Source organism: Paraburkholderia terricola, from assembly GCF_900142195.1.
GTDB lineage: Bacteria > Pseudomonadota > Gammaproteobacteria > Burkholderiales > Burkholderiaceae > Paraburkholderia > Paraburkholderia terricola.
In genome coordinates, this window is record NZ_FRAB01000015.1 from 26,992 (window position 1) to 50,387 (window position 23,396).

General features: G+C 64.9%; 18 protein-coding genes. 11 read left to right on the forward strand and 7 right to left on the reverse strand.

Annotated elements, in window-relative coordinates; genetic code table 11:
- The first annotated feature begins 294 nt into the window (after positions 1–294).
- The 3 genes from BUE39_RS15105 to BUE39_RS15115 all read left to right on the forward strand — a co-directional run bounded on the left by BUE39_RS15105 (position 295) and on the right by BUE39_RS15115 (position 5,374).
- Complete coding sequence (locus BUE39_RS15105) at positions 295–2,280, forward strand: DNA topoisomerase IV subunit B (protein WP_073429477.1); 1,986 nt, start codon at positions 295–297, stop codon at positions 2,278–2,280.
- A 63-nt stretch (positions 2,281–2,343) separates the two neighbouring features.
- On the forward strand, positions 2,344–4,668 hold the full coding sequence (gene parC / locus BUE39_RS15110; RefSeq protein WP_073429478.1) for a DNA topoisomerase IV subunit A: 2,325 nt from the start codon (positions 2,344–2,346) through the stop codon (positions 4,666–4,668).
- A gap of 247 nt (positions 4,669–4,915) precedes the next feature.
- Positions 4,916–5,374: a CopD family protein gene (locus BUE39_RS15115; RefSeq protein WP_073429580.1), complete on the forward strand. Its 459-nt coding sequence runs from the start codon at positions 4,916–4,918 to the stop codon at positions 5,372–5,374.
- A gap of 30 nt (positions 5,375–5,404) precedes the next feature.
- On the opposite strand, the gene BUE39_RS15120 is transcribed toward BUE39_RS15115, so the two are convergent.
- The 6 genes from BUE39_RS15120 to BUE39_RS15145 form a co-directional block, all read right to left on the reverse strand.
- Entirely contained in the window at positions 5,405–6,613 is a 1,209-nt protein-coding gene (locus BUE39_RS15120; protein WP_073429479.1) for a chromate transporter, read from the reverse strand.
- A 120-nt stretch (positions 6,614–6,733) separates the two neighbouring features.
- A complete protein-coding gene (locus BUE39_RS15125; RefSeq protein ID WP_073429480.1) occupies positions 6,734–9,100 on the reverse strand; it encodes a bifunctional diguanylate cyclase/phosphodiesterase in 2,367 nt (788 codons plus the stop codon).
- A gap of 498 nt (positions 9,101–9,598) precedes the next feature.
- Entirely contained in the window at positions 9,599–10,501 is a 903-nt protein-coding gene (locus tag BUE39_RS15130; protein ID WP_073429481.1) for a PhzF family phenazine biosynthesis protein, read from the reverse strand.
- A 197-nt stretch (positions 10,502–10,698) separates the two neighbouring features.
- Positions 10,699–11,163 (reverse strand): RidA family protein, encoded by a 465-nt coding sequence (locus BUE39_RS15135; protein ID WP_073429482.1) that lies wholly within the window; start codon positions 11,161–11,163, stop codon positions 10,699–10,701.
- A 60-nt stretch (positions 11,164–11,223) separates the two neighbouring features.
- Positions 11,224–12,420 carry an aminotransferase-like domain-containing protein gene (locus BUE39_RS15140; protein WP_073429483.1) on the reverse strand — a complete coding sequence of 399 codons (1,197 nt, stop codon included), beginning with the start codon at positions 12,418–12,420 and terminating at the stop codon, positions 11,224–11,226.
- Between the two features lie 76 nt (positions 12,421–12,496).
- Positions 12,497–13,186 carry a VOC family protein gene (locus BUE39_RS15145; RefSeq protein ID WP_073429484.1) on the reverse strand — a complete coding sequence of 230 codons (690 nt, stop codon included), beginning with the start codon at positions 13,184–13,186 and terminating at the stop codon, positions 12,497–12,499.
- Between the two features lie 276 nt (positions 13,187–13,462).
- Between BUE39_RS15145 and BUE39_RS15150 the strand changes: the two genes are divergently transcribed.
- Positions 13,463–14,917 (forward strand): aminotransferase-like domain-containing protein, encoded by a 1,455-nt coding sequence (locus BUE39_RS15150; RefSeq protein ID WP_073429485.1) that lies wholly within the window; start codon positions 13,463–13,465, stop codon positions 14,915–14,917.
- 118 nt (positions 14,918–15,035) lie between these two features.
- A complete protein-coding gene (gene htpG, locus BUE39_RS15155; protein ID WP_073429486.1) occupies positions 15,036–16,934 on the forward strand; it encodes a molecular chaperone HtpG in 1,899 nt (632 codons plus the stop codon).
- A 118-nt stretch (positions 16,935–17,052) separates the two neighbouring features.
- On the opposite strand, the gene BUE39_RS15160 is transcribed toward htpG, so the two are convergent.
- Positions 17,053–17,559, reverse strand: coding sequence for an OmpA family protein (locus tag BUE39_RS15160; RefSeq protein WP_073429581.1), 507 nt, complete (start codon positions 17,557–17,559; stop codon positions 17,053–17,055).
- Positions 17,560–17,807: 248 nt separating this feature from the next.
- Between BUE39_RS15160 and BUE39_RS15165 the strand changes: the two genes are divergently transcribed.
- The 6 genes from BUE39_RS15165 to BUE39_RS15190 all read left to right on the forward strand — a co-directional run bounded on the left by BUE39_RS15165 (position 17,808) and on the right by BUE39_RS15190 (position 23,390).
- Positions 17,808–18,527: a chorismate--pyruvate lyase family protein gene (locus tag BUE39_RS15165; protein ID WP_073429487.1), complete on the forward strand. Its 720-nt coding sequence runs from the start codon at positions 17,808–17,810 to the stop codon at positions 18,525–18,527.
- Positions 18,527–19,000, forward strand: a complete 474-nt coding sequence (locus BUE39_RS34210) for a DNA-deoxyinosine glycosylase (RefSeq protein ID WP_073429488.1) — start codon at positions 18,527–18,529, stop codon at positions 18,998–19,000. The genes BUE39_RS15165 and BUE39_RS34210 overlap by 1 nt, the downstream gene beginning before the upstream one ends.
- Positions 18,997–19,923: a class I SAM-dependent methyltransferase gene (locus BUE39_RS15175; RefSeq protein WP_073429489.1), complete on the forward strand. Its 927-nt coding sequence runs from the start codon at positions 18,997–18,999 to the stop codon at positions 19,921–19,923. Before BUE39_RS34210 ends, BUE39_RS15175 begins: the two co-directional genes overlap by 4 nt.
- A gap of 427 nt (positions 19,924–20,350) precedes the next feature.
- A complete protein-coding gene (locus BUE39_RS15180; protein WP_073429490.1) occupies positions 20,351–20,590 on the forward strand; it encodes a DUF3311 domain-containing protein in 240 nt (79 codons plus the stop codon).
- The gene (gene mctP / locus BUE39_RS15185) at positions 20,590–22,140 is read left to right on the forward strand and encodes a monocarboxylate uptake permease MctP (protein ID WP_073429491.1); all 1,551 of its coding nucleotides are present in this window, start codon (positions 20,590–20,592) and stop codon (positions 22,138–22,140) included. The genes BUE39_RS15180 and mctP overlap by 1 nt, the downstream gene beginning before the upstream one ends.
- Positions 22,141–22,265: 125 nt before the next feature.
- A complete protein-coding gene (locus tag BUE39_RS15190; RefSeq protein WP_073429492.1) occupies positions 22,266–23,390 on the forward strand; it encodes an FUSC family protein in 1,125 nt (374 codons plus the stop codon).
- Positions 23,391–23,396 lie beyond the last annotated feature (6 nt).

Genomic DNA, 23,396 nt, shown 5'->3' on the forward strand with positions numbered 1-23,396 from the left:
CGGCCAATCCCACGTCTAGCGAATTGCCGCCTGTTTCGAAATCAGTAAAATACCCCGCGAACAGGCTTCCCCCGGCGTTCGCACCGGCATTGACGTTGGCCGGCCGTGAGGCCGGCTGTGCGCCGCCGTCGAGCGCGCCAGCCGGAAGCCACGCGACAAAACAGCTTGCCCGCATCGCGGGCACCCCACCTAACCCCGTTGTTTCGTTTCGCTTTTTTAGAAAACTCAACGCATTGTCCACGGACCTGTCCACAGGCGCTGTGGACAACGATGAACCGACGCACCCGAGCAATCATGTCTACGAAAAAGCCAAACGCCGCATATAGCGAAGCGTCGATCAAGGTGTTGAAGGGTCTCGAGCCGGTCAAGCAACGGCCCGGCATGTACACCCGCACTGAAAATCCGCTGCACATCATTCAGGAAGTCATCGACAACGCGTCGGACGAAGCCCTGGGCGGCTACGGCCGGCAAATCACGGTCACGCTGCACGCGGACCATTCGGTCTCGGTCGAGGACGACGGCCGCGGCATTCCGTTCGGCCTGCATCCCGAAGAAGGCGTGCCGGTCGTCGAAATCGTCTACACGCGCCTGCACGCGGGCGGCAAGTTCGATAAAGCCGCCGGCGGCGCGTACACGTTTTCGGGCGGCCTGCACGGCGTCGGCGTGTCGGTCACCAACGCGCTGTCCACGCGCCTCGACGTCACCGTGTGGCGCGACGGCAAGGTCGCCGACCTGAGTTTCGCCAATGGCGACGTCGCCAAGGAACTCACGGTGCGGCCCGTCGCGAAGGGCGAGAAGAAATCCGGCACGCGCGTCACCGCGTGGGCGAATCCGAAATACTTCGATTCGCCGAACCTGCCGCTCGGCGAATTGCAACGTCTGCTGCGCTCGAAAGCGGTGCTGCTGCCGGGCGTGGAAGTCACGTTGATCAACGAGAAAACCGGCGAGCAGCAGACGTGGAAATACGAAGACGGTCTGCGCGGCTATCTGCTCGAAGGCATGAACGGCAGCGATCTGCTGATTCCGCTGTTCCAGGGCGAACGCTACGCGGAAAACTCGCGCGCGAACGAAGAGACGTTCGCGGAAGGCGAGGGCGCCGCCTGGGTCGTTGCGTGGAGCGAGGAAGGCACGCTCATGCGCGAGTCCTACGTCAACCTGATTCCGACGCCCGCGGGCGGCACGCACGAAGCGGGCTTGCGCGACGGTCTTTACCAGGCGGTGAAGAGCTTCGTCGAGTTGCACAACCTGCAGCCGAAGGGCGTGAAGCTGCTTGCCGAAGACGTGTTCGCGCGCGTGTCGTTCGTGCTGTCCGCGAAGGTGCTCGATCCGCAGTTCCAAGGGCAGATCAAGGAGCGGCTGAATAGCCGCGACGCGGTGAAGCTCGTGTCGTCGTTTGCGCGTCCGGCGCTCGAACTGTGGTTGAACCAGCACGTCGAGCACGGCAAGAAACTCGCGGACCTCGTCATCAAGCAGGCGCAAGCCCGCACGCGCGCCGGGCAGAAAGTCGAGAAGCGCAAGAGTTCGGGCGTCGCCGTGTTGCCGGGCAAGCTGACCGATTGCGAGTCGACGGAAATCGGCCGCAACGAACTGTTTCTGGTCGAGGGCGACTCGGCGGGCGGCTCCGCGAAGATGGGCCGCGACAAGGAATACCAGGCCATCCTGCCGCTGCGCGGCAAGGTGCTGAACACATGGGAAACCGAGCGCGACCGGCTGTTCGCGAACAACGAGGTGCACGACATTTCGGTGGCGATCGGCGTCGATCCGCATAGCCCGGACGACAAGGTCGATCTGTCGAATCTGCGCTACGGCAAGATCTGCATTCTCTCGGACGCCGACGTCGACGGTTCGCACATTCAGGTGCTCCTGCTCACGCTGTTCTTCAAGCATTTCCCGCAGTTGATCGAGCGCGGGCATGTGTGTGTCGCGCGTCCACCGCTGTTTCGCGTCGACGCGCCGGCGCGCGGCAAGAAGCCGGCCCAGAAGCTCTACGCGCTCGACGAGGGCGAACTCGAGGCAATCCTCGACAAGCTGCGCAAGGACGGCGTGCGCGATACGCAGTGGTCGATCAGCCGCTTCAAGGGCCTCGGCGAAATGAGCGCGGAACAGTTGTGGGACACCACGATGAACCCCGACACGCGCCGCCTCACGCCGGTGGCGCTCGGCGAGCTCGACTACGACGCCACGGTCGCGCGCATGACCATGCTGATGGGCAAGGGCGAAGCGTCGTCGCGGCGCAGTTGGCTGGAAGAAAAAGGCAACGAAGTGGAAGCGGACATCTGAGCGTTGTCGCAGCGCTCCACCTTCGCACGAAAACTTCACGCCAAACACGGATACGGAATCTAGATGGACGACGACAACACGCTTGATCTTTTCACCGAGCCGCCGCCTCCGGAAGGCGACTTCCTGACGCTCGGCAATTACGCGGAACGCGCGTACCTCGACTACGCGGTGAGCGTGGTCAAGGGCCGCGCGCTGCCGGATGTATGCGACGGCCAGAAGCCGGTGCAGCGCCGCATCCTGTACGCGATGAACGAGATGGGCCTCGGCGACAACGCGAAGCCGGTCAAGTCGGCGCGCGTGGTCGGCGACGTGCTCGGCAAGTATCACCCGCACGGCGACCAGTCGGCATACGACGCGCTGGTGCGTCTCGCGCAAGACTTTTCGATGCGCTATCCGCTGATCGACGGCCAGGGCAACTTCGGTTCGCGCGACGGCGACGGCGCGGCGGCGATGCGCTACACCGAGGCGCGTCTCACGCCGATCGCCAAACTGCTGCTCGACGAGATCGACCAGGGCACGGTCGATTTCATGCCGAACTACGACGGCTCGTCGCAGGAACCGAGGCTGTTGCCCGGCCGCCTGCCGTTCGTGTTGCTGAACGGCGCCTCCGGCATTGCGGTGGGACTCGCGACGGAAATCCCGTCGCACAATCTGCGCGAAGTCGCGGCGGCGGCGGTTGCGATGATCCGCAATCCGAAGATCCAGCACGCCGAGTTGATGCAGCACATCGCCGGGCCCGACTTCCCCGGCGGCGGCCAGATCATTTCGAGCGAAGCCGAAATTTCCGCCGCCTATGAAACCGGCCGCGGCAGCCTGAAGGTGCGCGCGCGCTGGAAGATCGAAGAACTCGCGCGCGGGCAGTGGCAACTCGTGATCACCGAACTGCCGCCGAATACGGCCACGCAGAAGGTGCTCGAGGAAATCGAAGAACAGACCAACCCGAAAATCAAGCTCGGCAAGAAGGCGCTCACGCCCGAGCAACTTCAGACCAGGCAGACCATGCTCGGCTTGCTCGACGCGGTGCGCGACGAGTCGGGCCGCGATGCGCCGGTACGCCTCGTCTTCGAGCCGAAGTCGAGCCGCATCGATCAGACGGAGTTCGTCAATTCGCTGCTCGCGCATACCAGCCTCGAATCGAATGCGTCGCTCAACATGGTGATGGTGGGCGGCGACGGCCGGCCGCGTCAGAAGGGCTTGAGCGAAGTCCTGCACGAGTGGATCGCGTTCCGCTTCGCGACGGTCACGCGCCGCACGCGTCATCGTTTGCAAAAGGTCGACGACCGGATTCACATCCTCGAAGGCCGGATGATCGTCTTTTTGAACATCGACGAAGTCATCCGCATCATTCGTGAATCCGACGAACCGAAGGTCGCGTTGATGGCCGCGTTCGGCTTGTCCGATCGCCAGGCCGAGGACATTCTCGAAATCCGCTTGCGTCAATTGGCGCGGCTCGAGAAGATCAAGATCGAAAAGGAACTGTCCGAGTTGCGCGACGAGAAGGCCAGGCTCGAGGAACTGCTCGGCAGTGAATCGGCAATGAAGCGCCTGCTCATCAGGGAAATCGAAGCCGACGCGAAGCAATACGGCGACGAGCGCCGCACGCTGATCCAGCAGGAAAAGCGCGCGACGTTCGAAGCGCGCGTGGTCGACGAACCGGTTACCGTGGTGGTGTCGCAGAAGGGTTGGGTGCGCGCGCTGAAGGGCCACGGCCTGGACACGGCCGGCTTCACGTTCAAGGCCGGCGACGGTCTTTATGCGGCGTTCCAATGCCGCACGCCGGATACGCTGGTCGCGTGGGGCAGCAATGGCCGCGTCTATTCGGTGGCGGTGGCGCTGCTGCCGGGCGGCCGGGGCGACGGCGTGCCGGTCACGTCGTTGATCGAACTCGAGTCCGGCAGCCATCTGATGCATTACTACGCGGCTGCCGCGGATCAGGCGCTGCTGCTCGCGTCGAGCAATGGCTTTGGCTTTATCGCCAGGGTCGGCGATATGGTGAGCCGCGTGAAGGCGGGCAAGTCGTTCATGACGATCGACGCCGGCGCCGCGCCGCTCGCACCGATGCCGATGCTGCCGGACGCCACGCATGTCGCGTGTCTATCGTCGGGCGGGCGTGTGCTGGTGTTCGGTCTCGACGAAATGAAGACGCTCTCGGGCGGCGGACGCGGCGTCACGCTGATGGGGCTCGACGACAACGAAACGCTGTCGCAGGCGCTGGCGATCAACCATGCGGGTGTCATGCTGATTGGTACGCGCCGCGGCGGCCGTCTCGACGAAGAGAAGCTGAGCGGGGCGGCGCTCGCGCCGCATATCGGCAAGCGGGCGCGCAAGGGGCGCACGCCCGAGAGCAAGCTGAAGCTCGAAGGAATGCGTCCGGTGCTGGCCGCGTGACATAAGCGCATGACGTAACGTAAAACGCAGCGCAAAACGCAGACACATCGAGCGCGCGCCGTGCGCAGTGGAATTTCGGGGGCAACGCGTCGCCGTATCGCGGCGCGCTGCAATTAAAACTAGAAAGAATGTCAGAACGCCATCGGCGCAGGAACTGCACACATAGCGTGCGGTCGAACGCGCTCAGTAGCCGCTGCTAATAGCATTCGGCATCAGCGGTATGGCGTCGTCGGCAGAGGAAAACAACATGAACAAGGCTATCGAACTCGCGCTCTTTCTGCATCTGCTCGCGGTTGCAGTGTGGGTCGGCGGAATGGTGTTCGCACATTTCTGTTTGCGTCCGGCCATTGCCGATCTATCGCCGCAATTGCGCCTGCCTCTGTGGGAATCGGTGTTCGGCCGCTTCTTCAACTGGGTCGCCGCGTCGGTGCTGGTGATTCTCCTCACGGGCGGTTTCCTGCTGATGCAATTCGGCGGCGGTCGCGCAACCTGGCCGCTGCATGCAATGGCCGGCATCGGCATCGTGATGATGCTGATCTTCGGCCACATCCGCTTCGCTGTGTTCCCGCGCATTCGTCGCGCGGTGCAGGCGCAAAAATGGCCGGACGGCGCGCAGGCGGTCGGCACGATCCGGCGCCTCGTGCTGATCAATATCGTGCTGGGCGTGGTGACGATCGGCGTCGCGGTGCTCTCGCGCGGATTCTGAGCGGCGCGGCCGCCGCGGCCGCCGCTTGCCTCAGTGCAGCGCGCCGTGGGCAAGCCACAAGCCGCACGCCGCGGCCACCGTGCCGTACACCGCGTACACCGGCAGCTTGAGCTTCGCGAAGCAGATGCCGGAGAAGAGCGCGGTCAGCAGATAAACCGGTTCGAGCGGTACACGTACCGCGATGCGCAACACGGCCACCGCGAGGAACGCCGTCGTGACCGCGCGCAAGATCCGCATGCCATGCTCGAAACGCGGATTGGCCTTCAACTGATGCAGATGCCGTTGCGCCACTACCACGAGGCATCCCGACGGCACGAATAGCGCCAGCGTTGCAATCAGGGCGCCCGCCCAGCCGTCCACCAGATAGCCGAAGAACGGCACCACGTTCAGAAGCGGGCCAGGCGAAAGCGGCGACAGCGAAAACGCCAGGGTGAAGTCGTTATCCGATATGCCGATCGCCGGCGTGACGAACAAGGTCTTGAGCACGGGCAACGCCGAAAAGCCGCCGCCGAACAAGGTCATGCCGGCGCCGGCCAGCCGCGGCCACAGCAGCGCCAGTTCATAGCGATGCGGCAGCGGCAGCGCGAACAGCACCAGGAACACGGAGAGCGACGCCAGCACTTGCCAGTCGCCGCGTGCGAGCGACACGACAATGTGGCTATCGCGAACCGGGCTCGCGATCCAGCCCGTACCGAACGCCGCGCCGAGCATCAAGACGTAAGCGGCGGGACTGCGCGCATAGAAAAGCGCCATGCAACCCAGCACCGCCGCGCTCCATTCGAGCTTGCCGCGCACCAGCGCGCGCATCTGTTTGAACCAGGTGATCGCGATCAACGTGGCCAGCACCACGCTGAAGTGATTCAGCAAGATTTGCGACGAGGCGGCGCGCACGAGCGGCGTGCGATAGAAGATCGCGAACAGCGTCATCAGCGTGAAAAAAGGCAGCACGCTCGCGATGCCCGCCACCCACGCGCCGGCGCGTCCGCGCAGCGCGTGCCCTAGCTGCACGGCGACGTTGCAGCCCACCGGCCCCGGCACCATCCAGGCGAGCGCGATCAGGTCGGAGAAGGCGACGCGCGAGAGCCTGCCTTCCCGTTCGACATAGTGGTTTTCGAGTTGCGCCATGAGCGCGAGTCCGCCCCATGACAACGCCGACAGGCCGAACACGACCCGAAATAGCGTCCATAGCGGTTCCCGGTTTCCTCGTCTCGCGGCATCTTGGCTCGTTATCGTCTGCATGGTGCCGCGGGGGCCTTGGTCAAGGACCCCCGCCCTGTTGAATCGTTGTTGTATTGATGCGGCCGGCTACGCGCGGTGACGCGCTACGCCGTGCATGTAGCGGTTCTACTGCGTTACGGCTCAGTTGCTGGTGCTCGGCACGCTGCTCGCGCTGTCGGTTGCATGCGCGGGGCGGCGTACCGTCTGGCCGCATACGCCGAAGCGTTCGAGCAGCGCCGCAATGGCGTCCACCGGCACCGGGCGCGAGAACAGGAAGCCCTGCGCCTCGATATGGCCGAGCGCGGCGAGCCATGCAATCTGCTCTTCGGTCTCCGTGCCTTCGACCACCACCGTCAGCCCGAGCGAGCGCGCCAGATTGACGATCGCGGTCACCATCACGCAGACGCTGCGGTCGCCCGGAATGGCCTGGATAAACGAGCGATCCACTTTCAGCGTGTCCACGGAGAAGCGGTTCAGGTACGAGAGCGACGAATAGCCGGTGCCGAAATCGTCGAGCGCGATTCGCACGCCGAGGCGCTTCAACGCGAAGATTTTCTCGGAGACGAGTTCGGGGTATTCCATCATCGCCGTTTCGGTGATCTCGAGTTCGAGGCGGCGCGCGGAGATGCCGCTTTCCTCGATGGCATGCGAGATGGTCTCGTACAGATCGCCGCGCCAGAATTGCACCGCCGAAATGTTCACCGCGAGCGACAGCGTGTCGTAGCCCTGTTGCTGCCACTGCGCGAGTTGACGGCACGCGGTCTCGATCACGAAGTCGCCGATCGGCACGATCAGGCCGGTCGATTCGGCAACCGGAATGAACTCGTTGGCCGGAATCAAACCATGCTGCGGATGATTCCAGCGCACCAGCGCCTCGAAGCCCGTGATACAGCGGCGCGTGAGATCGATCTTCGGCTGATAGGCGAGAAACAGTTGCCCTTCGGCGAGCGCGACGCGCAGTTGCTGTTCCCACTTCATCAGATGGTCCGCGCGGTGCGACAGTTGCGGCGAATAGAACTGGTAGCAGTTCTTGCCTGCGTCCTTCGCGCTGTACATCGCGAGGTCGGCCTTTTTCAGCAGGTCGATCTCGCTTTCATTGGCGACCGAATAAAGCGCGATGCCGATGCTCGCATGCAGCACGAACGAACTGCCGCGCACCTCGAACGGCTTGGCGAACGCTTCGGCGGCGGCCTCGGCGAGCGCCACCGCGCGCTTCTCGACATCGTCGCCCTTGATCACGACGACGAACTCGTCGCCGCCGATGCGGCTCAACGCGCCGCCCGAAGCGCCGCCGTCGCCGACCGCGGTGGCGAGGCGCGAGGCTGTCATTTGCAGCACGATGTCGCCGGCGTTGTGGCCGAGCGTGTCGTTGACGGTCTTGAAGTTGTCGAGGTCGATGAAGAGAATCGCGAGGCGGCCGAGATTGGCGGGCTGCGCCACGTCGTGCCGCAGCGTTTGCAGCGTGGCATAGCGGTTGCGCAAGCCGGTCAGCAGATCGTATTCGACCAGATGCGTCATCTCGCGCTCGCGGCCGAGCAGCTTGCCGATCAGACCCGTGGCCACCGCGAAGAAGCTCAGCATAGCGAGCGAGATGAAGCCCGCCATCAACAGATAGACGTTGCGCGTGTGGTTGTAGTCGGCGAATTCCTCGGCTTGCGAAAGGCCGACCAGCACGCCGAGCGGATAGCCGTCGATATGCCGGTACGACACGATGCGCGTGACGTTGTCGATCGAGTCGACGTAGGTGCCCGACACATGCTCCGAGGTCGGATACGAGCCGCTCGCCGAGAACGCGCCGTTGGCGGAGACGACGCTGCCGGTGCGCCGCGCGAGCACCGCGCCGTTGTCCGAGATCACGGCGATCACGCCTTCGCGCCCAATGGCCGCGTTATTGTAGAAGTCGCTGGTGAAATAGCTCGGGTCCTCCGACACCACCACCACGCCCGCGAACGAGCCATCCGGGTGATTCAGACGCCGGGTCATCTGCAAGGTCCAATGGCCGGACACGCGGCCGAGCACCGGTTTGCTGATGAACAACTGGTCGTCGTTTTCGTGTTCGTGGACCTTGAAGTGTTCGCGGTCCGACAGGTCGATGCGCTTGGGGTTGAGCTCGGCCGTGTTTGCAATCAACGTGCCGTGTTCATCGATCAGCGACACCTGCACCAGGGTCTCGCTTTGCACCACGCCTTTTTCGACCGTGCTCGCGAGATCGAAGCTATGTGGGGTTTTCTCGAACTCGTATTTGACGAAGCGGGTGATCTGATCGACCTGGTGAATCGCCTTCACGGTGTGCTGTTCGAGCGCCGCCGAGAGAATCGCGGCGGAGGCCATCGCCTCGCGATACGTGGCTTCTTTTTCGACCGACAGGCGCGCGAAGATCACGGTCCACAGCAAAATCAGCACCAGCACGCCTAGCGCGGGAATGGCGAGCAGCGCGCGGCGGCGCGACACCGCGGGGTCGCGCCGAGGTTTGGTTTCGGTGTGGTCGGAGAAGCGGGATTTGCTCATTGCGCGGCCCGTGCAAGGCTGCCGGCCGTTTGCGAACGCGCGGACATCGACTGCGCTGATTTCATGGTTGGCTGCATGGTCACCAAGGCGCCGGGACTGCTGCGCAGGAAGAAGGGGCGTGGCGTCGTGCCGGACCATCCGCAGGTCGTCGGGAACGTTTCGATATTACTTAATGCCACTGGATTAAGGAAGCTTCCTCGCATCGGGTATACGCGCGCCGGGCAGGTCGTTTTCCCCGGCTGGACGCCTGGCCGGCTTGCTCGGCTCAAGGGCAGCCGCCCAGCGGTCATGTTCGAGCATTTCATCGGATCGGGTGTTCCGGCGTTTCAGATATTCAGGGTATTGGCACGCATCTGGCAAGCCTTTCATGATGCGAAGCGCATTAGTCGTGCAAACGATGTGGCGTTTGTGGTCAGGGCGCGGCGGCGGCGCGCCGAACCTGGGTGGTGGAAGCCTCGCGCCTTGCGCGCAGTCCAGGAGCGTCGCGGCCCGCGCCGTTCATCCCAGGCGGCACGTGCCATCGACGATCGTGGCGGAGGAGCCGCCGATCCATGTCTTGCCGTTTGCGTCGTCGTAGTGCACCGACACCTTGCCCGCGCGGCCCAGCACGGTGCCCTGGCGAGCGGTATAGCGCGTGCCAGGGCGCAACTGCTGGGCGCTCAGCAAGCCGGCGAGCGCGGCATTGGCGCTGCCTGTCACCGGATCCTCGCCGACGCCGAAGCTGCCGCCTGCCATCAGGCAGCGCACCTCGAAGGTGGCCGGATCGCCTACCTCGTGCGGGCCGTAGACGGCGACGCCGTGGGTATCGACCGAATGCACGATCTCGGCGAGCGCGGCGGCGTCGGGTTCGAGCGCGAGGCAATCGCGCGCCGATTTGAGGCGCACCACGAGCCACGGCGCACCATTGTCGACCGCGCAGGGCGGTGCGCTGAAGTCGATCGCATTGCTACGCAAGGCCGCGGACAACGCGGCGTAGCGCGCCTCGGCAAGCGGCGTGACGCGCGCGGGCGGCGCGGCGAAGGCCCAGGCGCTGTTGTCCTCGCCGCCCGATCCGGCTAGCGCCTTCAATTCGACGAGCCCCACGCCGCATTGCTGCACCAGCTTGCCGGCCTGCTTCGGCTGATAGCCGCTTTCGAGCAGCGCATGCGCGGTGCCGAGCGTGGGATGGCCGGCGAACGGCAGTTCGCCCTGCGTGGTGAAGATCCGCACGCGATAGTCGGCGGCCGGGTCTGTCGGTTTCAACAGGAACGTCGTTTCGGAGAGGTTGGTCCAGTGCGCGATGGCTTGCATCTGGTCCGCGTCGAGCGCATCGGCATCGAACACGACGGCGAGCGGATTGCCTTTGAACGGCACCGACGTGAACACGTCGACCTGTTTGAAGCGAACGGTGTTGAGGAGCATCGGGCGCGATCCGGCGAAGCCGGCAGATGGCTATGGTTCGCGGATTCTATCCGTTGATGAAGGAACGATCCACCTCGCCACAAATGCGGAACGCGCCGCGGGTGGCCACCACCTCACGACGCGTTTTTTACAGCTTGCCTGATGGGCCGGCTACCGGCCTGAGCCGGTTTTCTTATGCCGTCCGGCCGGTCGAGCGTTTATTCGACTTCAGCGATCATCTCGATCTCGACGCATGCGCCAAGCGGAATCTGCGCCACGCCGAATGCCGAGCGCGCATGCTTGCCGCGCTCGCCGAACACGTCGGCGATCAATTCGGACGCGCCGTTGGTGACGAGATGCTGCTCGGTGAATTCCAGCGTCGAGTTGACGAGGCTCATTAGCTTGACGATGCACGTGACGCGATTCAGATCGCCGACGTGCGCGTGCAGGGTGGCGAGCAGGTCGACGGCGATCGAGCGTGCCGCGGCCTTGCCTTCCTCGGTGGTGAGCGTGGCGCCGAGCTTGCCGGCCCATACCTTGCCGTCTTTCTTCGCGATGTGCCCGGACAGGTACACCGTGTTGCCGCTTTGCGCGCTCATCACATAGGCCGCTGCCGGCGCGCCCGCGCTCGGCAATTCAATGCCCAGTTCCTTGAGCTTGTCGTACACATTCGTTTGAGCCATGTCGTGTCCTTGTTCGGTAGTGGAATCGGGTAACCCGGCGGACGAGGCCGCCTAGGTTGCTTAGATCTTCGCGCGGATCAGCGCGGCGAGACGCGACACGCCTTCGTCGATTCGTGCCGGCGGCACCGTGACGAAGGACAGACGTAGCGTATTGTGCTGCGCCTCGTTTGCAAAGAACGGACCACCCGGCACGAACGCGACGTTCTGCGCGACGGCTTCCGCCAGCAGCTTCATGCTGTCGATTTGCGCGGGCAGATTCACCCAGATGAACATGCCGCCTTCCGGACGGTTCCAGCTCACGCCCTCGGGCATATAGCGTTCGAGCGACGCGAGCATGGCCGCGCATTGAGCGCGATACAGCTCGCGAATGGTGGGCACATGCGTGTCGAGGAAGCCGTCCTTGATCACTTCGTACACGATGCGCTGCGTGAAGCTCGGCGTGTGAAGATCGGTGGCCTGCTTGGCCTGCACGAGTTTGAAGATCAACTCTTCGGGCGCGATGATGTAGCCGACCCGCAGACCCGGCGCCAGCACCTTCGAGAACGAACCGAGGTGGACGATATGGTCGGGCGCCATCGACAGCATGGTGGGCAGCGGCTCGCCCGCGTAGTCGAGCGCGCCGTAGGGATCGTCTTCGATCACCGGGAACGGCGCGGTCTTCGCGAACTCGGCGAGCGCGCGGCGGCGTTCCACCGGCAGGCGGCGGCCCGTCGGATTCTGGAAGTTCGGCTGCGCGTACAACAGGCGCGCTCCGGCGGTCAGTTCGGGCGTGAGCGTTTCGGGGATCAGGCCTTGTTCGTCCGTCGGCACCTGCACGTAGCGCGGCTCGTACATCGAGAACGATTGCAGCGCGCCGAGGTAGGTCGGCGTTTCGACCAGCACCGGGCTGTCCGGGCACACCAGCACTTTGCCGAGCAGATCGAGCGCTTGCTGCGAGCCGGTCGTGATCAGCACCTGCGTGGGACGAATCTGCGCGCCGTTCACCGAATAGCGCCGCGCGACCCATTCACGCAACGGCAGATAGCCCTCCGTCGCGCTGTATTGCAGCGCCGCGGCGGGCGCGTCGCGCAGAATGCGGTCGGACGCTTCGCGCATGCGTTCGGCCGGGAAGGTGGCTGGCGAGGGCAGGCCGCCCGCGAACGAAATGACTTCGGGCCGTTCCGTGACCTTCAGGATCTCGCGGATCGCCGAGCTCGTGAGCTTGCGTGCGCGCTCGGACAGTTGCCACGTGGGGGCTTTCAAGTCGCTTTGGTCCATGGTTTCCTCTGCTGGTGTCTCTGGAACCGTTCAAAAACTTCGATTATCGCGCGAGTCGACGACCCGCGCGCGCTGCTTATGCAAGGGTCCGCGGACCGTCGGGCGTTTCGAATTCCGCGCTCAACGCGGGCGCGCCGTCGGTCGGCCGCAGTTCGATCAGATGCGCCGCGCCCAGCCAACGCAACTGCGCCGCCACCGTGTCGGCCTGGGGATGCGCGGCTTTCAGGGCCTTCAACGCAATGCCGGTTTCCGGCAAGACCGCCGACGGATGCCGCGGCGTATCCCATTGGATCAGCGAGGGCAGCACGCCGTCGCCCGCGCCTTGCCAGCCGGGAAACGCACCGTCGTCGGGCACGGACAGGCCCCATGTGAAATCGCCGCGCGTCATCGGCACGATCGGCGGAATGCGCTGCGGATACTGCGCTTGCCACGTCGAAAGGCGTTTCGGCCGATCGACCCGAGCGACCCAGTGCGACAGGTACGGCCCTTTTTCGAGCCGCGCGTGCGTCGCCGGGTCGTCGAGGGCGAACAGACGGGCGCGCGGCGCGGCGCCGTCGGCGGGTTCGGCGGCCTGCGGATCGGCTGCGATCACCTCCAGGTACACGCCGCCCCACAGGTTCAACAGGCGGTTGTGCGTGCGCATCAGCGGATGCGCGCCGCCGCCGGACGGTGCGATGCCGAGCGTGTCGGCGACGTACTGCGTGCCCTCGTCGAGGGTACGGGCGGAAATCACGAGATGGTCGAGCTGGAGCGGATGAGCAGTCATGACGGATCGAGCAACGGTTTTCTGCGGTGAGCCGGAGCGGGCCGGGTGTGGCGGTGGCGCTGCCGGGGTCGTAAGCATAACCGTTTGCCGGATCGGCGGGCCATGCGGATGGGGTTCGGAGCCGCCCGGACCTGATCGGCCCGCGAGCGGTGGTGTGCCGCGAAGTGTCGTTGCAGCCGCTCCGGTCATCCTTCTTTCATCTCGAATGTAGCGGCGCTGACCTGCACAGTAACGGTACAATCGCTTCGATACTATTCGGTACAGTTGGAGCTCGTCATGTCCGTCCCGCTTGCCCAGATTCCCGCCCCGCACGACACCGCCTCGCTGACGCTGGTCGAGCAGCTCGTGCAGTGGGCCCGCCGCCGCATCGAGGAGCGCGTGTTCCGCCCCGGCATGCGCATGCCGTCGATCCGCAAGCTCGCGCTCGACAAAGGCGTGTCGCGCTTCACCGTGGTGGAGGCCTACGAGCGGCTGGTGGCGCAAGGGTTTCTGGAGTCGCGGCGCGGTTCGGGCTTCTACGTGCGCGAGCGGCTCGCCGGCGCGGCATCCGCCGAGATTCACCGGATCGCCGAAGCCGCGCCCGCGCCGGCCACGATCGACGTCGTGTGGCTGCTGCGCAATATGCTGCATACCGGCGCGCGCCCCGAGCGCAGTCCGGGGCTGGGCTATCTGCCGGCACGCTGGCTCGACGGCGACCTGATCACCAACGCGCTGCGCACGCTGGGCCGGCAGAGCGGCGCGCAGATGCTCGGCATCGGCACGCCGCAGGGGTTTTTGCCGTTGCGCCAGCAGTTGCAGACGCGGCTGGAGGAGCTGGAGATCGGCGCGTCGCCCGACCAGATCGTGATGGTGTCCGGCATCACGCAGGCGATCGACCTGATTTCGCGCATCTACGTGAAGGCGGGCGATGCGGTGATCGTCGGCGATCCGGCCTGGTTCCAGATGTTCGGGCGCTTCGCGTCGCAGGGCGCGCGGCTCGTCGGCATGCCGTATACGCCGGACGGCCCCGACCTCGACGCGCTCGAATCGCTGGTGCAAACCTGGCGGCCGAAGATGCTGGTGATCAATTCGGTGCTGCAGAACCCGACCGGCACGTCGCTCACGGCGGCGCAGGCGTTTCGCATCCTGCGCCTCGCCGAAGCCTATGACTTCATCGTCGTCGAGGACGATATTTACGGCGATCTCTGCCCGCCGAGCTATCCGGGCACGCGCCTCGCGAGCCTCGATCAGCTCAAGCGCGTGATCTATCTCGGCAGCTTTTCGAAGACGCTCGCGCCGAATCTGCGCGTCGGTTTCATCGCGTGCGCGCCGGAGGTGGCGCGGGCGGTCAGCGATCAGAAGATGCTGGTCGGCATGACGAGCCCCGAGCTGAACGAGCGTGTGCTCTACAAGATCCTCACCGAAGGCCATTACCGCCGGCATGTGGAGCGCTTGCGCGCGCGGCTCGACGGGGTGCGCGAAAAGTCGGTGCGGATGCTGGAGAAGACCGGCCTGAAGCTATTCCTCACGCCCACCGCGGGCATGTTTTTGTGGGCCGACACCGGCGTGGACGCCGGCGCGCTGGCCGCCGCCGGCCACGAAGCCGGCTTTCTGCTGACGCCGGGGAGCCTTTTTTCGCCGCAGCAGTCGCCCACCACTTGGATGCGCTTCAATATCGCCAACTGCGGCGATCCCGAACTGGCGACCTTCCTGTGCCGCTATCTCGACGGCGTCGCGCGCCGCGCCTCTTGAAACCGCGCCGGGGCGCCCCCAGCTAGACGGACGATCCGGCGGCCGGCGCCCCCAGGCGTCCCTGGTTTCGCGCCACGCCCGACCCGAACCCCATTCGCAACAGAGAGGAAGTCCGACCATGGCACAAGAAACCATGAGCTTTCAGGCAGAAGTGAAACAGCTTCTGCACCTGATGATCCATTCGCTGTACAGCAACAAGGAGATCTTTCTGCGCGAGCTGATTTCGAACGCGTCCGACGCGGCCGACAAGCTGCGCTTCGAAGCGATCGAAAACAACGCGCTGTACGAGAACGATCCGAATCTGCGCATTCGCGTCTCGTACGACAAGGCCGCGCGCACCGTCACGATCGACGACAACGGCATCGGCATGAGCCGCGATGAAGCGATCGCGCACCTCGGCACGATCGCGCGCTCGGGCACCAAGGAATTCTTCGGCAAGCTCTCCGGCGACCAGCAGAAAGACGCGGCGCTGATCGGCCAGTTCGGCGTGGGCTTCTATTCGGGCTTCATCGTCGCGGACAAGATCACGGTGGAAACGCGCCGCGCCGGTTTGCCGGCCGCCGAGGGCGTGCGCTGGCAAAGCGCGGGCGAGGGCGATTTCGCCGTCGAGCAGATCGAACGGGCGGCGCGCGGCACGACCATCACGCTGCATCTGCGTGCCGATGAAGATGAACTGCTGTCGTCGCATCGTCTGAAGTCGATCATTCAGCGGTATTCGGACCACGTCGCGCTGCCGATCCTGATGAAGAAGGAAGAATGGGACGCGGAAAAGAGCGAGATGGTCACGAAGGACGAGGACGAGACCGTCAATCAGGCGAGCGCGCTCTGGACCCGTTCGAAGAACGACATCACCGACGAGCAGTACAAGCTGTTCTATCAGCACCTCTCGCACGATCATCAGGACCCGCTCACGTGGACGCATAACCGCGTCGAGGGCCGCAGCGAGTACACGCAATTGCTGTACGTGCCGAGCCACGCGCCGTTCGACATGTGGAACCGCGATCATCGCGGCGGTCTGAAGCTGTACGTGAAGCGCGTGTTCATCATGGACGACGCGGAGCAACTGCTGCCCGCCTATCTGCGGTTCGTGAAGGGCGTGGTCGATTCGAGCGATCTGCCGCTCAACGTGTCGCGCGAAATCCTGCAGGAAAGCCGTGACGTGAAGGCGATCCGCGAGGGCGTGACCAAGCGCGCGCTGTCGATGCTCGAGGATCTGGCCCATTCGGATAACGACGCCGATAAGGAAAAATACGCCGGCTTCTGGAAGGAATTCGGCCAGGTGCTGAAGGAAGGCGTCGGCGAGGACTTCGCCAACCGCGAGCGCGTTGCGAAGCTCCTGCGCTTCGCGTCGACGCATACCGAATCGCCGGAGCAGACCGTGTCGCTCGCCGATTACGTCGCGCGCATGAAGCCCGAGCAAACGAAGATCTACTACGTGACCGCCGACACCTGGCAGGCCGCGACCCATAGCCCGCATCTCGAAGTGTTCCGCAAGAAGGGCGTGGAAGTCTTGCTGCTGACCGATCGCGTGGACGAGTGGATGCTGTCGTTCCTCAACGAATTCGACGGCAAGCCGCTGCAAAGCGTCGCGCGCGGCGATCTCGATCTGGGCGCGTTGAACGACGAGGAAAAGCAGGCGCAGGAGAAAGTCGGCGAGGAGTTCAAGCCGCTCGTCGAGAAGATGAAGGAAGCGCTCAAGGACAAGGCCAAGGACGTGCGCCTGACGTTCCGCCTGACCGATTCGCCCTCATGCCTCGTCGCCGACGACGGCGAAATGAGCGGTTACCTGCAACGCATGCTGAAGGCCGCGGGGCAGCAAGCGCCGTCGTTCCATCCGATTCTCGAAGTGAATCCGGAGCATGCGCTGGTGAAGGGCTTGCAGGCGGACGGCGCGAATTTCGACGACTGGTGTCATCTGCTGTTCGACCAGGCCTTGCTGGCCGAAGGCGGTGCGCTGGAAGATCCGGCGAGCTTCGTGAAGCGCACCAATGCGTTGTTGCTGGCGCGCGCGAGTTGAGGGTGCGCCGGGGGCGTCGTATTTGACGCTTCGTGGTTGAAAATGGGTTGAAGAAATGCGCTGCCGCGGCAGCGCATTTTTTTTGGCCGCGATTTTTGGCCGCGACCGCGGCCGCGATTTACTTCTTGCCCATCAACGTATCCATCGTCTCGCCCCGCACGATGATCTCGGTGCGACGGTTCAGCGCGCGTCCTTCGACCGTATCGTTGCTCGCCACCGGATCGTTGTAGGCGTTGCCCTTGGTACGGATGCGGTCGATCGGCACGCCGCGCTCCACCAGTTCATGACCCACGGCGGTCGCCCGCGCTTCGGAAAGCCGCTGGTTGTATTCGAGGGTGCCGACGTTATCGGTGTATCCCTCGACGATGATCGGCTTCTTGCTGCGCTTGAGCAGAACAGCCGAGCGATCGACGACCGCCTGGGCATCGCCGCGCACTTCCGACTTGCCGAACTCGAACAGCGCGGTTTCGGGCAGCTTGACCGCGACGCCGCTCGCGACCGGCGCCACCTCGATGCCGACCGCCTTGTTCAGCGAGGTTTCGTGATCGCGGTCCAACCGGGATGCGCAACCCGTTACGAGCAGAACCGACATCGCGCAAGCCGTTGCGCTCAGGAATGGTTTCATCTTTTTCATCTCATCTCCTCTTCATGATCCGGTCACATGGCGTGCCCTTCGATCTCGGGCGAACCGCCGAGCTTGTCAAGCACGACGGTTTTATCGCGCGTCGTTGCTGACCGAGAATCGGAACTGTCCGAAACCGGCGATCTCGTCGAGGCGCGTCACCGCACGCGTAGTCGTCGATGAAACTTGCTGCAGGAAGATCGGCGAGGCCAAGCAATCCCCGTACAGTCGCGCCGCTATAATCCGACACCATGTCCATCCGTTTCGATGCCGCCGACGCCCACTGGCGCGTCGCTCCCTTAGCCGGCCTGAGTGCCGATCAGAAAGACTGGCTGACCCGTGGCGGTTCACTGACCGCGCATCTGCGCGCGCTCGGCGCGGTCGCGGTGCGCGTCACGCGCGAAGGCGTCGCCTTGCCGTGGGCCGACGAGCATGCCGCGCTCGGTCTCGCGCCGCGTGCGCCGGTGTGGGTGCGGGAAGTGGCGCTGTCGGTCGACGGCGTGCCGTTCGTCGCGGCGCATAGCGTCGCGCCGCTCGCCGCGAGCGTCGGCGTGTGGCAGGCGACGCGGCGCTTGCGCACGCGGCCGCTCGCGGAGTTGCTCTATAGCGATAGCAGCGTCGCGCGTTCGTCGCTGGTGAGCCGCAGATTGACCGCGCGTCATCCGTTGTACCGGTTGGCGGTGCGTGAAGTTGCAGGCCGCCCGCCGCATGCGCTGGTCGCGCGCCGCTCGGTGTTCGAGCGTCAGGGCGCGCCGCTGATGGTGACCGAATGCATGTTGCCCGCGCTGTGGGCGCATCTGGCCGCGTTGGCCGCGTCGTCTGCGTTGTCCGATTCTGCCGAGGTGGGCGAGCGGTCCGCAGCCGTTCCGCGCGCGGCGCATCCGCGCGTGCGCGAACATGGCCGTTCGCTCGAACACACCGCTTCGCTCGCGCATCCGGCGGCGCGCGCGTCCGACGAACGGAGCCGCTGATGCTGCAAGGCTTTCCTCCCGTCGTCGCGGCGGACACGCATACGCTGATTCTCGGCAGCTTTCCCGGTGAAGCGTCGCTCGCGGCGACGCAGTATTACGCGCATCCGCGCAATCAGTTCTGGCGGCTCCTTGGCACCGTACTCGAGGAACCGCTCGCCGAACTCGCCTACGAAGAGCGGCTGCGACGCGTGCTCGCCCACGGCATCGGCGTGTGGGACGTGCTGGCCGCGTGCCATCGCGAGGGCAGTCTGGATGCGGCGATTCGCAACGCGCTACCGAACGACTTCGCTTCGCTGCGCGAGCACGCGCCGCTGTTGAAGAAGGTGTGCTTCAACGGCAAGACGGCGGGCCGCTTTGCGCCGGTGATCGGCGCGGCGGGCTATGCCACTGTGATGTTGCCTTCGTCGAGTCCGGCGAATGCTATGCTCTCGTTCGACCAAAAATTGCGTCTTTGGCGCGACATCCTTACATGACGAAATTGATCAAGCGCGCTTCCGCTGAAGCGCGTGCCTTCCGCAATCGGGACGCGGACGCCGCCGGCGATAAACACCATCAACACCACGCAGTGCGCAACAACAGAAAACGCGCGTCACGCGACGACGACCTACGCGACGCGCCGCAAATCGAAGCGCCGCGCAAGCCGCGTTTCGCGCCGGTCACGTTCTCGGAAGAAGGCGGCGTGCGCTTCCTGCATTTCGGCACGGAATGGGTGCAAGGCGCGATGCGTCTGCGCAAGCCGGATCACATCGAACTCGAATACGCGCAGCAGATGATGGCCTGGCTGCTGTTCATCGAAACGCCGAAGCGCATCGTCCAGCTCGGGCTCGGCGCCGCGGCGCTGACCAAGTTCGCGTACCGCTTTCTGAAGCGCGCGAAGGTCGAGGCAGTCGAATTGAACCCCGCTGTGGTGGTGGCCGCGCGCACGATGTTCGAGTTGCCGCACGACGATGCGCGCCTCACCGTGCACGAAGCGGACGCGTGGGACTTCGTCAACGACGGCGCCAATCACGGCACGATCGGCGCGTTGCAAATCGACGTCTACGATGCGACCGCGCGGGGTCCGGTGCTGGATAGCGTCGGCTTCTATCGTGCGGTGCGCGCGTGTCTGACCGAGGCCGGCGTGGTGACGGTGAACCTGTTCGGCGACCACCCGAGCTTCGTGCGCAACATGAAGCGCCTGAACGAAGCCTTCGACGGCCGCGTGGTCGCGCTGCCGGAAGTGCATGACGGCAATCGCATCGCGATCGCGTTTTCGGGCCCGGCGCTGGAGGTGCCGTTCGCGGCGCTGCAGGCGCGCGCGAGACTGATCGAAGCGGAACTCGGTTTGCCGGCGCGCAAGTGGATCAAGGGTCTACAGGAATCGTCCGGGCAGACAGGCGCCTCGTTCTCGATCTGATCGGCAGGCGCAGCGGCAGCGGCGAATCGCAATCCGCCCGTTGCGCCCGCGCGACGGTCGCCGCCATCCGGTGGCGCGCATCGAGCAACCGGCGTGCCGCACGGCGGGTCGTCGGCGGCGCTCGCTGTCGGGCCTATCGGGGCCATCGCGGCCCTCGCTGCACCCGCGGTCCTCGTTACGGCGGTCGCCTGAGACGGCCGCCCTGCACGCATCAACCGTCTGCGCCCTCGGCGCATCAACGCTTTTCACCCTCGCCGAAACCCCGATCCCGCCTCGGGTCGCCCCTGCTTGACCACACCTTTGCGGCTCCTATACTCTTTCGAGGCTTTCGGGGTGCCCGTGGCCATCCGCGGGGCGACCCTCCGCGGGAGAACCGCCACCCGTCAAACACGGACCAACATTTCAATAATAGGGAAGAGGAGACGTCATGGCTCACGACGCCGACGCGAACAAGGCCAGCAAGCACTGGCTCTGGTTGCTGCTGTTGCCCTGGATCGCGATGATCTGGGTGCCGTCATACAACAAGGTCGAACCGCAACTGTTCGAGTTTCCGTTCTTCTACTGGTATCAGCTCCTGTGGGTGCTGATCAGCGCGGTCATCACGGCGCTCGTGTACTTCAAGACCAAGACCCGTTCGACGGGCGGCTCGCAAGGAGGCGCACGCTAATGAACGCGATTGCAACTTTCGTCTTCGTGCTGTTTTTCATCGGCGTCACGATCCTCGGTTTTGTCGCGGCTCACTGGCGGCGCGGCGATCTCGCCCATCTGGAAGAGTGGGGCCTCGGCGGGCGGCGCTTCGGCACCATCGTCACGTGGTTTCTGCTGGGTGGCGACCTGTACACGGCCTACACCTTCATCGCGGTGCCGGCACTGGTGTTCGGCGCGGGCGCGACCGGCTTCTTCGCGCTGCCCTACACGATCCTGATCTATCCGTTCGCGTTCGTCGTGTTCCCGAAACTGTGGAGCATCGCCAAGCGCCAGGGCTATGTGACATCGGCGGACTTCGTCTCGGCGCGCTACGGCAGCCGCATGCTCGCGCTGGCGGTCGCGGTCACGGGCATTCTCGCGACCATGCCGTACATCGCGCTGCAACTGGTCGGTATCGAAGTGGTGATCGGCGCGCTCGGCTTCGACACGCAGGGCTTCGTCGGCGATCTGCCGCTCATCATCGCATTCGCGATCCTCGCGGCGTACACGTACACCTCGGGCTTGCGCGCGCCCGCCATGATCGCGGTGGTCAAGGACATCCTGATCTACGTCACGATCTTTGCCGCGGTCATCGTGATTCCGCCGCAACTGGGCGGCTTCGGCCATATCTTCAGCACGGTGCCGCCGGCCAAGCTGCTGCTGAAGGCGCCGGACGTATCGAGCCTGAACGGCTACAGCGCCTACGCGACGCTCGCGGTGGGCTCGGCGCTCGCGCTGTTCCTGTACCCGCACTCGATCACCGCGGTGCTGTCGTCGAATTCGGGCAACACGATCCGCCGCAACATGGCGATGCTGCCGGCCTACTCGCTGGTGCTCGGCCTGCTCGCGCTGCTCGGCTTCATGGCGCTCGCCTCGGGCGTGAAGGACATGCCGGAATTCGCGCCGTACTTCAAGGCGTTCGGCCCGAACTTCGCGGTGCCGGCGTTGTTCCTGCACTTCTTCCCGTCGTGGTTCGTCGGCGTGGCGTTCGCGGCGATCGGCATCGGCGCGCTGGTGCCGGCGGCGATCATGTCGATCGCGGCAGCCAACCTGTACACGCGCAACATCCATAAGGAGTTCGTCAACCGCAACATGACGCACGACCAGGAGACCAATGTCGCGAAGCTGGTCTCGCTGATCGTCAAGGTCGGCGCGGTGGCGTTCATTCTCGGCCTGCCGCTCACCTACGCGATCCAGTTGCAACTGCTGGGCGGCATCTGGATCATCCAGACGCTGCCGGCGATCGTGCTGGGTCTGTACACGCGCGTGCTCGACTATCGCGGCCTGCTGGCCGGTTGGGCGGCCGGCATCGCAACCGGTACGTGGATGGCGATTTCGCTGAAGCTGGCGAGTTCGATCTTCACGATCCACCTGTTCGGCATGGCGATTCCGGGCTATGCGGCGGTGTGGTCGCTGGTCGTGAATCTGGTGGTGTCGGTGCTGGTGAGCCTGCTGGTGCGCGCATTGGGCATGCAGCGCGCCGAAGATCGCACGCGTCCCGAGGATTATCTGGACGTGGTGGAAAACTAAGCCGCGCGCCTGTCCGGCAAGTGGAAGGCGCAACGCCCGCGGACGAAAGTTTGCGGGCGTTTGTCTTCTGGGCGCACTCCAGGGCACGATAGCGGGACCGTCCTTCAACACACTCCGCCGGGCTCATGGCTTCTGCCGATTCCCCTACCGCGATTCGACGCCGCTCGGCTATCAGCCGCGCGCTGCGCGCGATCACGTCCCCGTACTACCGCTATCGCCATGCCAAGGTGCTGCACAGTCTGCGCGTCGGCCTCGCGATGATCGTGTCGATTCTCGCCACCACGGGGATCGATATCCCGCACGGCGTCTGGGCGTCGGTGACGCTGCTGGTGGTGATCGGCGGCTTGCAGCATCACGGCAACATCCGCAAGAAGGCGGCCGAGCGGGCCGCGGGGACGTTGCTCGGAGCGTCGATCGGGCTCCTGCTGATCGTGCAGCAGAATCTGCTCGGCTCGCTGCCGCTCACGTACCTGTTGATGTCGGTCTTCGCGGCGATCTGCGCGTGGTTCGCGGTCGGTTCGTCCGGCTATATCGGGCTATTGACGGCGATCACGATGTGCATCGTCGCGGGCCACGGCGACAACCAGATCGACGTCGGGCTGTGGCGCACGCTGAACGTGCTGATCGGCATCGTGATCGCATTGGCGTTTTCGTTCGCGCTGCCGCTGTATGCGACGTATTCGTGGCGTTACGGGATCGCCACCAATCTGCGCGAATGCGCGCGCATCTACACGCGTTTGCTTGAGGGCGCGCCGATCGGCGAGGAGGAGCAGGTCAAGCGCTTTCTGCAAATCAATCGGCGGCTCGTGCAGTTGCGCTCGTTGATGCCTTCGGTGGCGAAGGAGGTCGACGTGCCGCAGGCGCGGCTCGAGGAGATTCAGCGGCTGCACCGCTCGGTGCTCAGTTCGCTGGAGTTGCTCGCGACCGGTCCGCTGATGCACGCCGATGCGGTGGCGCGTGCCGCGTATGCCGGGCAATCCGGCGCGGAGGTGCGCGCCGTGCGGACGATTCTGCTGGCAACGGCGCGCGGCTTGCGCTTTGGCCGCGCGACGCGCCCCGGCATTCCGGCCGCGTCGCCGCTCGCGCAGACGCACGGCGGCGCGGCGCTCGGGTTGCCGCCCGATTTGCAGGGGCCCTACTGGCTCGGGCAGCGGCTCGCCGAGCAGGTGGACCGGTTGCGCGCGCTATTGCTGGAAACCGAGCCGAACTGGAATATCGAGCGGCAACCGCGGGCGTTGCTGAACGCTTGACTTGCC